The sequence below is a fragment of the Aeromicrobium changchenzhani genome (assembly GCF_057586615.1).
The window spans coordinates 2,750,021-2,763,649 of record NZ_CM172480.1 but is presented as its reverse complement, the minus strand read 5'-3'; the positions used below and the strand labels follow the sequence as shown (position 1 = coordinate 2,763,649).

Sequence of the window (13,629 nt, the reverse complement as noted above, 5' to 3'; positions counted from 1 at the left end):
TGATGGGACAATGTCAGCATGCCCAAGGACTCAGCACCCAAGGAACGTGGCCAGAAGCTTGTCGCGCAGAATCGCAAAGCGCGCCACGACTACCACATTGATGCCACTTACGAGGCCGGGCTGGTCCTGACCGGTACCGAAGTTAAGTCACTGCGCGCTGGCCGGGCCTCGCTGGTCGACGGCTTCGGCGATATCGAAAATGGCGAGATCTGGCTGCTCAACGTCCATATTCCTGAGTATGCGGCCGGCACTTGGACCAATCATTCGACGCGGCGAAAACGCAAACTACTGCTCAACCGTTCCGAGATCGACAAAATTTCGCGCAAGGTTGACGCCAAGGGAGCAACGATCGTCCCACTGTCGCTCTATTTCAAGGATGGTCGCGCCAAAGTTGAGATCGCGGTCGCGCGCGGCAAGAAGGAATACGACAAGCGGCACGCGCTGGCCGAACGTCAAGCTAACCGCGAGGCCACGCGCGAGCTTGGGCGTCGAGTCAAGGGAATCAATTAGATGTCGGGGGCGACTCCGCTCCGCGACGGAGACATTCTAGGAGTCATCGAGGAGCTCGGCCTGCCGGGACTGTTCGATGTTCATGTGCATTTCATGGCGCCGGAGATCCTCCGTAAGGTTTGGGCCTACTTCGACTCCGCTGGCCCGCTGCTCGGCCGGCTGTGGCCGATCACTTACCGGTTGAGTGACGACGAACGCGTTGAGACACTGCGCGCCATGGGCATCAAGAAGTTCTCGGCGCTTTCCTATGCGCACAAGCCGGGCATCGCCGGTTTTATGAATGATTGGACGCTAGCTTTCGCCGCTGACAAACCCGATTGCCTACGCTCGGGCACATTCTTCCCCGAGCCGGAGGCTGCCGACTATGTTCCCGAGCTGATCGATGCCGGTGTTGAAGTTTTCAAAGCGCATCTGCAGGTCGGTAATTTTGCCGCGAACGATCCGCTGCTGGAGCCGGTATGGGGCGCGCTGGCCGACAGTGGCACGCCGGTGGTGTTGCACGCGGGGTCTGGTCCCGCGGCGGGCGCCCATACCGGGCCTGCTGGCGTTGCGGATGTCCTCACACGGCACCCTGACCTGGCACTGATCATTGCCCACATGGGCGCACCGGAGGTGGCGGCGTTCATGGATCTTGCTGACCATTATGACAACGTCCGGCTCGATACAACCATGGCCTTCACCGGATTCTTCGAATCGGATCCGGCGGCGGCACCCGAATTGCGTCCCCGGCTCGTCGAGCTACAGACCAAAATTTTGCTGGGTTCGGACTTCCCGAACATTCCGTACGACTATGCGCACCAGGTCGAAGGTTTGATCGGCCTCAATCTTGGCGACGACTGGCTGCGCGATGTGCTCTGGAACAACTCCGCACGGCTTTTTGGTACTTGATCCGCTGAACTCAGTGCTGACAATTCGGGCACCAAAACGTGTTGCGTAACTCAGTGGCAGTCCGACCCAACGAGCCAGCCAGAATCGGCGTGCCACAGCGGCGGCACAGTTGCCGGTCACGTCCAAACACCCAAAGTGTTTGACCCCGGCGAAGGTCGCCGGTGGTGCTGCGCTGTACGCGGTCCCGATTGGCATGGATCAACCGCCGCCCGCGCTCAATGACGCGCTCCAAGTTGAAAACCTGATCCACGCACCTGGTGGGAAGCAAACCGTTGAGGAAGCACAACTCGTTGGCGTACTCATTCCCGAGACCAGCCAGATTTCGTTGGTCATGCAGCGCTACAAAGATGGGCTGCGATGGATTCTTCAACAGCCGATGAATGACTTCGTCGGGCTCCCAGTCGGCGCCCAGGAGGTCGGGGCCGAGGTGACCAACGACCGATGACTCGGCGGCGCGCGGAACGATCTCCAGCACTCCGAGCGAGAAACCAACCGCTTGCTGATCCGCGTTTTCCAAAACAGCGCGTGCTTGGAAAGCAGGCCGTCGCCAGCGCGAGCCCCGCGCGTAGAGGTGCCACGAACCCTCCATCTTCAGATGCGAGTGAATCGTATGATCGCCGACTCGCATCAGAATGTGCTTGCCTCGACTCACGACCTCGTCGACCCGTTGCCCGGTCAGGTCGTAGGTTGCAAAGTTCGGCACACGGAAATCGGTGCGCGTCGGCAGCGAACCAGCGAACGCTTGATGTAGGTGTCGCGCGGTTCGCCAGACCGTGTCCCCTTCAGGCATGGAACCGGATGCCCTTCTGTGCTGGCTCGAAGCCAGCCTCCAGAAGTGCGCCAGCAAGTGGTGAGGTTGAGATCGGCTGCCCGTTAACTTTGCTGAGGGTCGTCCGGCCCAGTCGCCCGGTGCGCAGCGTTTCGGTAAGCGAGACGGCAACTGCGGTAAGGGCTGCTGCTTCATCATCGAAGAGCAGTGCAGTTTTGCCGCCGCGCTCGACGTACAGGACGAGCCGGCCGTCATGGATGACGACCAACGCGCCGGCTTTGCGTCCGGGCCGGTGCCGGGTCGCGGTCGAGTCTGCCAAGGCCGCCGTGGGCCAGGGAAGAGCTGCGCCGAAAGGGTTGGCTGGGTCGGTGGCCGCAAGGGTCACGACGGGCGCAGTGCCCGGGGTGCGAGGCACATCACCGAATGAGCGAATCCGGTCGACGGTCGCGGACGTAGTGAATTGTGCACCGCCCAGAGTCTCGACGAAATAGCCACGAAGGGTGCGTCCAGACAATTCCATCTGCCGAAGTACGCGGTAAACCCCAGCGAATCCACCGGGGATACCTTCGGCCATGACCGACCCACGTGTGACCACTCCGTACCGCTCCAGCAGCGCCTCGCTCTGGGCCAGAGCATAAGCGGTCGTGGAGACCTCGACCCGCGGCACGATTGACCATCGTCCCGCAACTGTTGGTGGCCCGTTACGGCTGACCGAAGGCGGACGGTTTCTGATTCTGCCGGCGCGAGCGCGCGGCGGCTGAGGCGCACGCCGGTGTGATCCGCGCGAACCGATGCGTGTGCGCAGGGGCGCGAGCGTGTCGTTGGTAACCAAGCCCGCCCACACGAGATCCCACAGAGCCATCTCGAGTTCGCCGTCGTCGAGGTTGCTGACCGCATCGGAGAGCTGACGGAAGAAGAATCCGCCACCGGTCCCAAGCGTTGCGAGAACCTGCTGTTCGAGCGCAGAATGTTCATCTGGTCCGGGTCGGCGCGGCCCGGCAAACTCAGTCGGCTGAAGACTCACCCATCCATCATTACCAGGCAACGCGCCTGCTCCGGCCCACACGACCTCACCTGCGGCAGTGAGTTCATCGAGCATCGAAGGCACATAGCCGCGGACCCGCGCGGGTAAGATGAACGTCTCCCACGCGGAGGCTGGAAGCGCGACGCCAGCGAGCTGTTCGACGGCAGCTAAGACGCCGTCGGTACCTTGATGTCGCCCACCGACTCCTTGCCAGACTGGTAGGAATCGGGCGAAGGCAGCCGGTTCGACCGGTTCGACCTGCTTGCGCGCTGCGGCAAGCGAGCGTGACCGCAATCGTCGCAGAACTTCGGCATCAACCCATTCCGACGCAGATGATTGCGGCCGAAACTCTCCCTGCACGAGCCGGCCGGAGCGAGCAAGTCTGTGCAGCACGTCATTCACGACGGCAGTTCCAAGCCCGAAGTGAGCAGCTGAGTCGGCGGTAGTGAACGGCCCGTGGGTGCGCGCAAATCGCGAGAACAGATCGCCGATCGGATCCGCAACACTTTCGAGAAATGCATCCGGCAATCCCACGGGGAGTGGCACGCCGAGCGCATCGCGGAGCCGGGAGGCATCCTCGATCGCAACCCAGCGCACTCGACCACCGATCATCAGTGCGAGTGCTCGACGATTCGCCACTAGATCGTCGAGCTGCTGCTGGCCAGCGTCCTCGACAATTCGAGCGGCAATCTCGTCGACGCTCAGCGGCCCGAGCTGGCGAAGGAGATCGGCGATGCCCTCGATGCCTTTGGCCTTGCGGTCGTCGCTGAGGCGTTGCAGCTCCAGATCGGTCTGTTCAAGCACGTGGGGATCGAGCAGTTCGCGCATCTCGGTTCGGCCGAGCAGCTCAGCAAGCATGCTGACATCGAGCGTCAGAGCCGATGCTCTCCGCTCGGCCAGCGGGCTGTCACCTTCATACATGAAGGACGCCACATAACCGAAAAGCATGCTTCGTGCGAACGGCGAGGCTGTTTCGGTCTCGACCTCGAACACGGTGATCTGCCGATTGTCGATCTTACGAATGAGGTGGTCCAGCGCCGGCAAGTCGTAGACATCTTGGAGACACTCGCGCACCGTCTCCAAGATGATGGGGAAGCTGGGGTAATCGCGGGCGACGTCGAGCAATTGTGCTGAGCGCTGTCGCTGCTGCCACAGCGGTGCGCGTTTGCCGGGGTTGCGTTTGGGAAGTAGTAATGCTCGGGCGGCGCATTCACGAAAGCGGGACGTAAACAGCGCCGATCCGGCCACTTCATCTGTGACGAGACGTGTGAGCTCGTCGGGCTCGAACAGGAAGAGGTCGGCACCCGGTGGGGCGGACTCGGTGTCGGGTATGCGGGCGATAATTCCATCGTCATTGTCGACGACAGCGCCATCGATCCCATAACGTTCGCGGATCCGAGCGGCGACGGCCAACGCCCACGGAGCATGAACCCGTCGGCCGTAGGGCGAGTGCAAAATGAGGCGCCAGTCGCCAAGTTCGTCACGCATTCGCTCTAGGACCAGCGTGCGGTCCGTCGGTAGACGGCCCGTCGCACGGCGCTGTTCGGAGATGAACGCGAGGAGATTGTCGGTGGCGCGGGTGTCCAGGCCGGCGAGCGCAGCAAGATGGCCGGCGTTCTCGGCTGATCCGCCCGAAAGCGCGCGCACGAAAGCTCCGATCGCTTCGCCAAGCTCTGCGGGACGACCTACCCCGTCGCCCTTCCAGAAGGGTAGGCGACCAGGCTCGCCATAGGCGGGGGTCACAACGACCCTGTCGTGGGTGATCTCCTGCACGCGCCAACTCGTCGCGCCGAGCGCAATCACATCGTTGACGCGCGACTCATAAACCATCTCTTCGTCGAGCTCGCCGATTCGTCGGCTGCCCCCTTGGTCGGAGCCCTCTGCGAGGGTCACGGCAAACATTCCACGGTCGGGTATCGTTCCCCCGCTCGTAACGGCTAGACGCTGTGCTCCTGGACGACCGGTCAACGTCCCGGCCTCGCGGTCCCACACCAGTCGTGGTCGTAGCTCGGCAAACTCGTCCGAGGGGTAGCGTCCGGCCAAGAGGTCCAGAGTTGCGTCGTACGCAGACCGTGGCAGCCGGGCGAACGGAGCACTGCGTCTGATCGTGTCGAACCACGTCTCGACATCCAGCACATCGAGTGCCGCTGCAGCGATGGTTTGTTGTGCGAGGATGTCGAGCGGATTGGCTGGCACGACGAGTTCTTCGATGAGCCCTGCCTGCATGCGCGCTGCTGTGACGGTCGACGCGAGCAAATCCTGCCTAGTTTTAGGGTAGAAGACGCCCCGTGAGATTTCACCGACTTGATGTCCAGCGCGACCGATGCGCTGTAAGCCGCTCGCGACCGAGGGTGGCGACGAGACCTGGATGACGAGATCGACGGCGCCCATATCAATGCCGAGTTCCAGACTCGACGTGGCAACTACGCAGCGCAGCCGACCGGATTTGAGGTCATCCTCGATCAGCGTGCGTTGCTCCTTGCTGACCGACCCGTGGTGCGCCCGTGCCAGCATTGGAGCGGCGCCGCTGGCTTGCGCGCTGCCACCCATCATTAGTGCCGGTGCTCGCGTCGGCTCTGCGGGGGTTTCTTCCCCGGTGAGTGCGGCATATAGCTCGTTGAGGCGAGCCGTGAGTTTTTCGGCCAATCCGCGGGAGTTGGCGAAAACGATTGTCGAGCGCTGCGCTAGAACCCGAGTCAGAATGGCCTCTTCGACGTGCGGCCAGATACTTCCCTGCGCTCCCTCGTTCATAGAGCCTGCCGCACTGCCTTCCACTGGTGCGGCAGCCGGGAGCTGGGTCATGTCGTCAACAGGAACAACGACTTGGAGGTCGAGTGTTTTTGCAGATGGCGGTGCGATGATGTCCACCGGTGCCTGACCGGCGAGGAAACGGGCGACTTCCTCGGGCGGTCGGACGGTCGCACTTAAACCTATGCGCTGTGCCGGCGCCGCGAGCAGGTCGTCGAGCCGCTCGAGTGAAACCGCAAGATGAGCGCCGCGCTTGGTCCCTGCGACGGCATGGATCTCGTCGACGATCACGGTGTGGACATTACGAAGCGTCTCCCGCGCCGCCGAAGTCAACATGAGAAAGAGCGATTCGGGGGTGGTGATGAGGATGTCCGGTGGCTTGCTGAGCATCGCGCGCCGTTCGCGCTGTGGTGTGTCACCGGAACGAACGCCGACCGTTACTGGTGACATTGCGTCACCTCGACGAGCAGCGATCTGGCTGATCCCCACCAGGGGCGAACGCAGGTTTCGCTCGACGTCGACGGCGAGCGCCTTGAGCGGAGAGATGTAGAGCACGCGAGTGCCAGGGTCGTGGTCGGTTGGGCGACGCATCAACCGATCGATTCCTGATAGAAAAGCGGCGAGTGTCTTACCTGATCCGGTGGGCGCTACGACGAGGAGGTGCCTGCCGCTGTCGATGCCGCTCCAAGCACCAGTTTGTGCCGGCGTGGGTGCAGCGAAGGCCGCGCCGAACCACTCGCGGGTTGCCGGGGCGAACGTGTCGGGAACAGCTGCCATACATTTATTCTGACATCCACGAATGACATCGGCTGTAGTACTCAGAGCAGGCAGACATCGTGAGTGTCTGCGGGGACCACGACTCTGGATCTTTGGGAGCTTTTGGTTTTCGGCGGTGCCGTCTCGGGCGTTCTCGTCAGGAATAAAAAAGTGTCGTTCGACGCTGTATACTAGTAACGCCTCGTTCGCGGGGTTTGCAAATGCGGTATTTGAAAATGCCGTACTTGAAAATTACAGAGGGGCTGATCGGTTTCGACTTTGGTCGTTCGAATCAGAAGAAGCGGGTAGAGGATCCAGGGTTATCTCTTTAACGATCTCTGGAAAACTATAAGTGCCGATTCTAATCGCACTGACTTCGCACTTGCTGCCTAAGCAAGAATGACGAAGGGCTGGCCTGGGGGCGTCTCCGCCCCAGTTACCAGTCTCATTTAGGGGACTTGCTGTTGTGGTCACGTCACGGGACCACAACGGGACTTTTTCGTGACTGAGCCTGTCGATGACATGTCTGCGTGAGCATCGGGGCTAAGAAAAGCGTTTAGCAGACTGCACCCGGAGAAGTACTGATTCCACGCCAGAGGACCCGGGTTCGATTCCCGGCAGCTCCACAAATGACTGTGCCCCCTGCGCTCTTTGCAGGGGGCACAGTCATTTCTAAAGACGCAGCGAATCGAGTGGGCCCCCGCTCCGAGCTTGCGAGGAGTAGGGGATCCCGGCAGCGCCCAGGCAAACTCTTGGCAGTTCGGTTCGATATTGCATGTTGCGCGTTATCCTCGACGGTATGGCTATTCTCAATGAATCCGACATCCGCGAACGGTTGGCCCCGGGTTGGTCGATCGATGGTTCAGCGATCGCGAAAACATACGAGTTTGACGACTTCAACCAGGCGATGAAGTTTATGGTGACCGCCGCGCCGGGGATTGATGCGCTCAATCACCATCCTGAATGGACCAATGTCTACAACCGGGTGGATGTACGCCTGACCAGTCATGACTCCGACGGGGTGACTGAGCGGGATCTGGAGCTCGCGCAACTGCTCGACAGCCTGATCTGACACTGGAGAGCAGCACGCGTTTGGATTGCCGCCGACCGCGCGTCCAACGTGATCGCAATCGGCTCATACGGCATGCTTGGTGTCATGAAGTTTCGCGCTCTAATTGTCCTGTCTGCCGTGGCTCTGACGCTCACTGCCTGCGGCTCGAACACCGCAACGAAGGACGACCCTGGCGCCAGCAAACGCTCAAGTGCCAAGTTGGTCGAGCGCTCGCCGTTGACCGGTTTGGAATTGAAGTCGGGCCAGCCGAGCAATCCGGTGTTTGTCGTCAAGATCGAGAACACTTACGCGGGGCAGCCACAATATGCTTTAAACAAGGCAGATCTCGTGATTGAGGAGCTTGTCGAGGGTGGTCTTACCCGGTTGGCGGCGCTCTATTACTCGAAGTTGCCGAGCAAAGTCGGCCATGTGCGCTCGATGCGTGCCACGGACATCGGCATTGCCGGTCCAGTCAATGGACAGATTGTGGCGTCGGGCGGCGCCGGTGGCACCTACAAACGGGTCAAGCGCGCCGGCATCAAGGTGTGGTCCGAGGACCACGACGCACCCGGGTTCAGCAGCGACCCGGCCAAGATGCGGCCCTACAACCGCCTGATCAATCTCAAGACGGTTGCTGCCAAAGCCAAGAAAAAGTCGATCACACAGAACTATCTTCCGTTCCGGACTAAGCCCGCAGCAACTCCAAGCGCGGGAGCAACTGCTGGGACGGCGGCCAAAACCGCGAAGTCCGCGACAGTGCGTTTCTCCAACTCGACCACGACCCGCTGGGCATTTAAGAACGGCACGTGGACGCGCGTCAACTCTCACGCCGCACCCGGGCAGGACTTCCGGGCCGACACCTTGCTCGTGCTGTCCGCGCGGGTGGCCGATGCAGGCTATCGCGATCCGGCTGGCAATCCGGTGCCCGAAACCGTATTTGAAGGTTCCGGCGATGCCACCATCTTGCGCGGCGACACCGTGGTCAAAGGTAAATGGAACAAAACTGCCGATGATCGGCAGATTACGTTAACTGACTCGACCGGTGCGCCGGTCGAACTTGATCCCGGGCACGTCTGGATTGAGTTGATCCCGCGCGACGGCGGATCGGTCAGCCTCGGTTGAGAGTGCGGCTCAGCCGGCTGTCATTCAGCCTCTTCAGCGGCTTCCAAGAATGACGTATCAATCGACGGGAGCAGTTGCAGCCCGGCGAGAATTGCTGTGATCGCAGCAAGGACTTTGCCGACCGCATCCTCGGAATCATCGGAGTCAGCGACGTAATTGCCCGCTGACAGTATCGCGCCATAAAACAACTGGGTGAATGTTTCGACCAGATCATCGGCGCCGCCGAGCGATGCCAGGAGGTCCTTGATGATGCCTTCGACAAGGCCGTAAGAGTATTCCTTCTCGGCCTCGCGCCAGCGCTCATGGCCGAGAGCAACCGGCCCTTCCTGGATGCAGATCCGGCGGTATGACGGCTCCTCACAGATCTCGAGGAAGGTCTGGAGCCCGAGTTGGGCGCGTTCCCATGGGTCTTTCGACGCTCGCAGTGACTTCTCAATCTTCTTGAGCGAATCTTCCTGGATACGCATGAAGACGCTTTCGAACAAAGCGAGTTTGCTGGCAAAGTGGTGGTAGAGCGCCCCCTTCGTGACCCGCGCTGCGGCAACGACCTCGTCGAGTGAGGTTCCGGCATAGCCGTGATCGGTGAAGAGCGTGGTGGCGTTGTCCAGGAGCGCGCGCTTGGTACTGGACGAATATTCCTGGCGGCGGCCGGTCTTTCGCGCCGCGCGCAGGACTTTTGCAGCGGGGGTCATGGTGTGGAGTCTACGGCCCAACTCGCGTGCGTGGCAGCCATCACATACCGAGAGTTTGTATAAACTCTCAGTGGGTTACATACTGAGAGTACGTACTCGCGGTATGTAACCGCAGTTCCCCAGCAAGGACGGAACTGAAAGGAAAAGCCCATGACTTGGAATACTTACAACCGTCGCAAGGAAATACTTCACGAGGTGCTGGCTATCGCCGATGCGCATCGCGGTGAAAGTGTCTCGAGCCTGCTTTCAGCACTCGATCGACCCACCGAAATCATGGCTGCAGACCTACTGTGCGATGCTCAGATGATCTGGACTCAGCAGCTCAACGGGCAGATCGACCGGTCGGCATTTCTTGGCGACAGCAGCCTGAAAGACGCGACGATCGGCGCCTGGCAGAGTGCCGCGCTCGACCGACCCACGTTGCGGCACCTGCTCGACGACCAGGCTGATGCGGACGAACTGCAGCCGGCATTCGTCGCAGAGCATCGCCGCTTGGCTCGCGCGGCCGGTATCTCGCCCGATCATGCTGCGTTGGCCGATCTCGGCAAGCAGATCAAGGATGAAGCGGTCGCAACGATGGTTTATCCCGAACAGATCCCCGATTCGCCCGCGAGCCTCGTTACACGGATCCGGGCAGCACTCACGGCCTAACCTGGCATTTCTCGACCCCGCCGAGTGGCACGCAGATGGCCCGAAAATGCTCGTTTGAGCGCAGGTTCCTGCCACGCGGCGGGGCTTGGGTTCAGGGTGCGGGGCGGTTCGTGGCCTCGAACGCTTCAATTTGCTCGCCCATCGCGGTGTCGATGGCGCGTGCGATCTCGCCGCGGAATACACCGAGTACAGCTTGGCTTGCCACGGGAAGCAAGGTCTCAATGACCTGAATGATCCGCGGCCAGTCCTGCTCTGTCATGCCACTGTCGACAAATGGTTGCCAAATCTCGACACGTACGCGCTCGACGAAAGCATCGGCCACCGCGCCCAAGTGCTGGTTGAGCATCGGTAGTAACCGCATGATCGTTTCCGGCGCCAAGCCCATCGCCGAAGCGGCAACCCCGGCCCGCACGATCGTTGGCTTCACCAGCGTGACCTGGTCATCGTCGACCCATTCGACCAACCCGAGTTCAACAAGGGAGTCGATCAGGCCATCGTCGCGGGTGACACCAGCGAGGGCAGCGAGCGAGTCCCGTGCCATAACCTCAGGCACCTCTTCGCTGGCGGGCTGATGCAGTAGCGCCAGTAGGTCCAACACGTGCCCCGCATTGGCGGCCGGATTGTTCAACATCGATTGCTCGATTGCCGTCAGCGTGTAGCCGTGGTCCAAAAACGTGCGGATGAGCTGGAGTTGTGTGAGATGTTCGTTGTTGTAATAGCCGGTTCGACCGGCTAAACGTGGCGCGCCGATGAGCCCGCGACCAGCATAGGCTCGGACGTTCCGAACCGTCATCGATGCGCGCGCGGCAAGTTCATCGATGGTGAATTCAGTCAATATCGGCCGGTTGTCAGACATGTGGGCATCATAGAGGCATGGAGTCTGTATGCGGTCGACTGCTAGTCGCGACGCCGGCCATCGAGCGAGGGCCGTTTTGGCGCGCTGTTGTCTACATGCTCGACCACGACGCGGCTGGTGCGCTCGGCGTGATTGTCAATCATCCGCTCGAATCCGATGTCGAAGACATCCTGCCCGAATGGGCCGGACTCGTGAGCCCTCCGGAGTGTCTCTTTGACGGCGGGCCGGTCGCGATGGACTCTGCGCTCGCGGTAGGCGTGCTCGGCAGTGAGCGCCCGCCGGTGGGCTGGCGTCGTACGGCCGGCCGGTTCGGACTTGTCGATCTGGACGGGCCGATACCGGTTGCCGGGGAATTCTCGGTGTTGCGAGTCTTCGCAGGCTATGCCGGGTGGGATCCGGGGCAGCTGGAGAGTGAGTTGGCGAGCGGGTCGTGGATTGTCGTGGATGCGCAGGCTAGCGACCTCAGTTCTCCCACCCCTGACGCGCTGTGGAGTGATGTATTGCGGCGCCAAGATGGTGAACTGAGATTCTGGGCGACATTCCCTGAAGACCCCAGCTCGAACTGAACGACGAACGGTTAGGATCGACACGTGGGATTCTTCGGTAGTGGCACTCAGACGGTCTATGACGAGCGCACTGACATGCGCACGGAGGACGGCGATCACGAAAAGTTCTCGCATTACGTCCCCAAGGATAAGCTGACCGAAGCGATGGTCATGGGGACCTCCGTGATCGCGCTGTGCGGCAAGGTATGGGTACCGAGCCGCGACCCGAAGCGCTATCCGGTGTGCCCCGAGTGCAAAGAAATATGGTCCACCATGAAACCCGGCGACGACGGAGACTCCTCGGGTGACAAGTAGCCAGTCCCTCCGGGCCTGGCAGCGTGAGGCGTTTGAGCGTTATCAGCGCACGCAACCGCGTGACTTCCTCACGGTCGCAACGCCCGGTTCCGGCAAGACGACCTTCGCGTTGACGATCGCCGCCGATCTTCTGCATCGGCGGGTCGTGCAGCGGATCGTGGTTGTGACCCCGACCGAGCATCTGAAAACTCAGTGGGAGCATGCGGCCGCGCGGATGGGCATCAGCCTCGATCCGACGATGAACGGCCGCGGCATCCTTGGCAAGGACTTCCTTGGCTTTGCTGTCACGTATGCGGGCCTGGCCGCAAATCCAATCGCCTTCCGTGTTCGCATCGAACGAAGCAGCACCCTCGTCATTCTCGATGAGGTCCACCACGCTGGTGATGCGCTGGCCTGGGGCGATGCTGTCCAAGAAGCCTGCGAACCGGCTACCCGCCGCCTCGCTCTGACTGGAACGCCCTTTCGGTCCGACGACAATCCGATTCCTTTCGTGACCTACGCACCGGCCTCCGACGGCACCGTTACCAGCGTGGCCGATTTCTCCTACGGTTATGGCGCGGCGCTCAGAGATTCAGTAGTTCGCCCCGTCCTGTTCATGGCCTACTCCGGTGAGATGCGTTGGCGTACTCGTGCCGGCGACGAGATTGCCGCCCGTCTCGGTGAACCGCTGACGCGGGACATCACGGCCCAGGCGCTGCGTACCGCGCTCGATCCACACGGCGCATGGATTCCGGCCGTGTTGTCTGCGGCCAATCGCCGGCTCGATGAAGTACGCCGGCACGTCCCCGATGCGGCTGGCCTCGTCATCGCAAGCGATCAGATCTCAGCCCGCGCCTATGCCCAGACACTCGCGGAGGTCACCGGTGAAAAGCCCGTCATCGTCCTTTCTGACGAGGCTGGCTCAAGCGCGCGAATCGAGAAGTTCTCCGCTGGCAAAGGCCGCTGGATGGTGGCCGTGCGCATGGTTAGTGAAGGCGTCGACATCCCGCGCCTGTCGGTTGGTGTTTATGCCACGACGACTGCGACACCGTTGTTTTTCGCTCAGGCGGTCGGTCGTTTCGTTCGTGCCCGTCGCAAGGGCGAAACCGCGTCGATCTTTGTGCCCAGCGTTCCGACCCTGCTGGGTTTGGCAAGCGACCTCGAAAAGGAACGCGATCACGTGATCGGGCGTGCGATCAAGGACGAGGACGATCTGTTCGCCGCCGAAGCGGACATGCTTGCCAGGGCACAAGAATCCGAATCGGCCGCTGATCAACTCGGCGACTTCGAAGCGCTCGGCAGCGATGCGTCATTCGACCGAGTGCTCTACGACGGCGGTGAGTTCGGACATGAAGGCGTTGTGGCGCCCGGCAGCGAGGAGGAGTTAGATTTCCTCGGCATACCGGGCCTGCTGGAGCCATCTCAAGTTGCTGAACTTCTGCGCCACGCGCGCAGTCGACGGGCTAGCAAGAGTTCGAAGCCGGTCATCGTGGAGAAGTCGGCATTCGAGCGCTCCAGCGAACTCCGCCGTGAACTCAATGCTCTTGTCGGTGCGTGGCACCACCGCACGGGCCAACCGCACGGTGTCACTCACAATCAGCTGCGTAGCGCCTGTGGCGGGCCGCCGTCGGCCCAAGCAAGTGCCAAGCAACTGCAGGAACGCATCGACAAGGTAAGAAGCTGGGCGGTCCGCGCCTCAGGTTGAGCCAATGTCAGTTCAGAG

The 13,629-nt window shown here is 61.4% G+C and carries 12 protein-coding genes, 1 other RNA gene and 1 pseudogene; 10 read left to right on the top strand and 4 right to left on the bottom strand.

What is annotated here, in order from left to right:
* The first annotated feature begins 18 nt into the window (after positions 1–18).
* From smpB to AC2YB9_RS13960, 3 genes are all read left to right on the top strand, one after another.
* A complete protein-coding gene (gene smpB, locus AC2YB9_RS13970) occupies positions 19–510 on the top strand; it encodes an SsrA-binding protein SmpB (protein WP_487265943.1) in 492 nt (163 codons plus the stop codon).
* Positions 511–1,398 carry an amidohydrolase family protein gene (locus AC2YB9_RS13965; protein WP_487265942.1) on the top strand — a complete coding sequence of 296 codons (888 nt, stop codon included), beginning with the start codon at positions 511–513 and terminating at the stop codon, positions 1,396–1,398.
* Positions 1,399–1,537: 139 nt separating this feature from the next.
* Positions 1,538–1,843 carry a hypothetical protein gene (locus AC2YB9_RS13960; protein ID WP_487268664.1) on the top strand — a complete coding sequence of 102 codons (306 nt, stop codon included), beginning with the start codon at positions 1,538–1,540 and terminating at the stop codon, positions 1,841–1,843.
* Positions 1,844–1,960: 117 nt separating this feature from the next.
* Here AC2YB9_RS13960 and AC2YB9_RS13955 read toward each other — a convergent pair.
* Positions 1,961–2,188: pseudogene (locus AC2YB9_RS13955) on the bottom strand (DNA-formamidopyrimidine glycosylase family protein); the annotation flags it as partial.
* Complete coding sequence (locus AC2YB9_RS13950) at positions 2,181–6,716, bottom strand: ATP-dependent helicase (protein WP_487265941.1); 4,536 nt, start codon at positions 6,714–6,716, stop codon at positions 2,181–2,183. The gene AC2YB9_RS13950 and the pseudogene AC2YB9_RS13955, both read right to left, overlap by 8 nt.
* A gap of 238 nt (positions 6,717–6,954) precedes the next feature.
* On the opposite strand from AC2YB9_RS13950, the gene ssrA reads away from it, so the two are divergent.
* The 3 genes from ssrA (at position 6,955) to AC2YB9_RS13935 (ending at position 8,868) form a co-directional block, all read left to right on the top strand.
* Positions 6,955–7,324: a transfer-messenger RNA gene (ssrA, locus tag AC2YB9_RS13945) on the top strand.
* A 170-nt stretch (positions 7,325–7,494) separates the two neighbouring features.
* Entirely contained in the window at positions 7,495–7,767 is a 273-nt protein-coding gene (locus tag AC2YB9_RS13940; RefSeq protein ID WP_487265940.1) for a 4a-hydroxytetrahydrobiopterin dehydratase, read from the top strand.
* Between the two features lie 84 nt (positions 7,768–7,851).
* On the top strand, positions 7,852–8,868 hold the full coding sequence (locus tag AC2YB9_RS13935; protein WP_487265939.1) for a DUF3048 domain-containing protein: 1,017 nt from the start codon (positions 7,852–7,854) through the stop codon (positions 8,866–8,868).
* Positions 8,869–8,888: 20 nt separating this feature from the next.
* On the opposite strand, the gene AC2YB9_RS13930 is transcribed toward AC2YB9_RS13935, so the two are convergent.
* Positions 8,889–9,560 carry a TetR/AcrR family transcriptional regulator gene (locus tag AC2YB9_RS13930; RefSeq protein ID WP_487265938.1) on the bottom strand — a complete coding sequence of 224 codons (672 nt, stop codon included), beginning with the start codon at positions 9,558–9,560 and terminating at the stop codon, positions 8,889–8,891.
* Between the two features lie 150 nt (positions 9,561–9,710).
* Here AC2YB9_RS13930 and AC2YB9_RS13925 point away from each other — a divergent pair, with 150 nt between their 5' ends.
* On the top strand, positions 9,711–10,211 hold the full coding sequence (locus AC2YB9_RS13925) for a hypothetical protein (protein ID WP_487265937.1): 501 nt from the start codon (positions 9,711–9,713) through the stop codon (positions 10,209–10,211).
* A 91-nt stretch (positions 10,212–10,302) separates the two neighbouring features.
* On the opposite strand, the gene AC2YB9_RS13920 is transcribed toward AC2YB9_RS13925, so the two are convergent.
* Positions 10,303–11,067 carry a MerR family transcriptional regulator gene (locus AC2YB9_RS13920; protein ID WP_487265936.1) on the bottom strand — a complete coding sequence of 255 codons (765 nt, stop codon included), beginning with the start codon at positions 11,065–11,067 and terminating at the stop codon, positions 10,303–10,305.
* A 17-nt stretch (positions 11,068–11,084) separates the two neighbouring features.
* On the opposite strand from AC2YB9_RS13920, the gene AC2YB9_RS13915 reads away from it, so the two are divergent.
* The 3 genes from AC2YB9_RS13915 to AC2YB9_RS13905 are packed head-to-tail and all read left to right on the top strand — an operon-like array spanning position 11,085 to position 13,611.
* Entirely contained in the window at positions 11,085–11,633 is a 549-nt protein-coding gene (locus AC2YB9_RS13915) for a YqgE/AlgH family protein (protein ID WP_487265935.1), read from the top strand.
* 24 nt (positions 11,634–11,657) lie between these two features.
* The gene (locus AC2YB9_RS13910) at positions 11,658–11,927 is read left to right on the top strand and encodes a DUF3039 domain-containing protein (protein ID WP_487265934.1); all 270 of its coding nucleotides are present in this window, start codon (positions 11,658–11,660) and stop codon (positions 11,925–11,927) included.
* The gene (locus AC2YB9_RS13905) at positions 11,917–13,611 is read left to right on the top strand and encodes a DEAD/DEAH box helicase (protein ID WP_487265933.1); all 1,695 of its coding nucleotides are present in this window, start codon (positions 11,917–11,919) and stop codon (positions 13,609–13,611) included. The genes AC2YB9_RS13910 and AC2YB9_RS13905 overlap by 11 nt, the downstream gene beginning before the upstream one ends.
* The last annotated feature ends 18 nt before the right edge of the window (positions 13,612–13,629 follow it).

Bases quoted from the DNA above. Each gene is read 5' to 3' on its own strand.
- smpB (WP_487265943.1), top strand. From the start codon at position 19: ATGCCCAAGGACTCAGCACCCAAGGAACGTGGCCAGAAGCTTGTCGCG.
- AC2YB9_RS13965 (WP_487265942.1), top strand. From the start codon at position 511: ATGTCGGGGGCGACTCCGCTCCGCGACGGAGACATTCTAGGAGTCATC.
- AC2YB9_RS13950 (WP_487265941.1), bottom strand. From the start codon at position 6,716: ATGGCAGCTGTTCCCGACACGTTCGCCCCGGCAACCCGCGAGTGGTTC.
- AC2YB9_RS13940 (WP_487265940.1), top strand. From the start codon at position 7,495: ATGGCTATTCTCAATGAATCCGACATCCGCGAACGGTTGGCCCCGGGT.
- AC2YB9_RS13935 (WP_487265939.1), top strand. From the start codon at position 7,852: ATGAAGTTTCGCGCTCTAATTGTCCTGTCTGCCGTGGCTCTGACGCTC.
- AC2YB9_RS13930 (WP_487265938.1), bottom strand. From the start codon at position 9,560: ATGACCCCCGCTGCAAAAGTCCTGCGCGCGGCGCGAAAGACCGGCCGC.
- AC2YB9_RS13925 (WP_487265937.1), top strand. From the start codon at position 9,711: ATGACTTGGAATACTTACAACCGTCGCAAGGAAATACTTCACGAGGTG.
- AC2YB9_RS13920 (WP_487265936.1), bottom strand. From the start codon at position 11,067: ATGTCTGACAACCGGCCGATATTGACTGAATTCACCATCGATGAACTT.
- AC2YB9_RS13915 (WP_487265935.1), top strand. From the start codon at position 11,085: ATGGAGTCTGTATGCGGTCGACTGCTAGTCGCGACGCCGGCCATCGAG.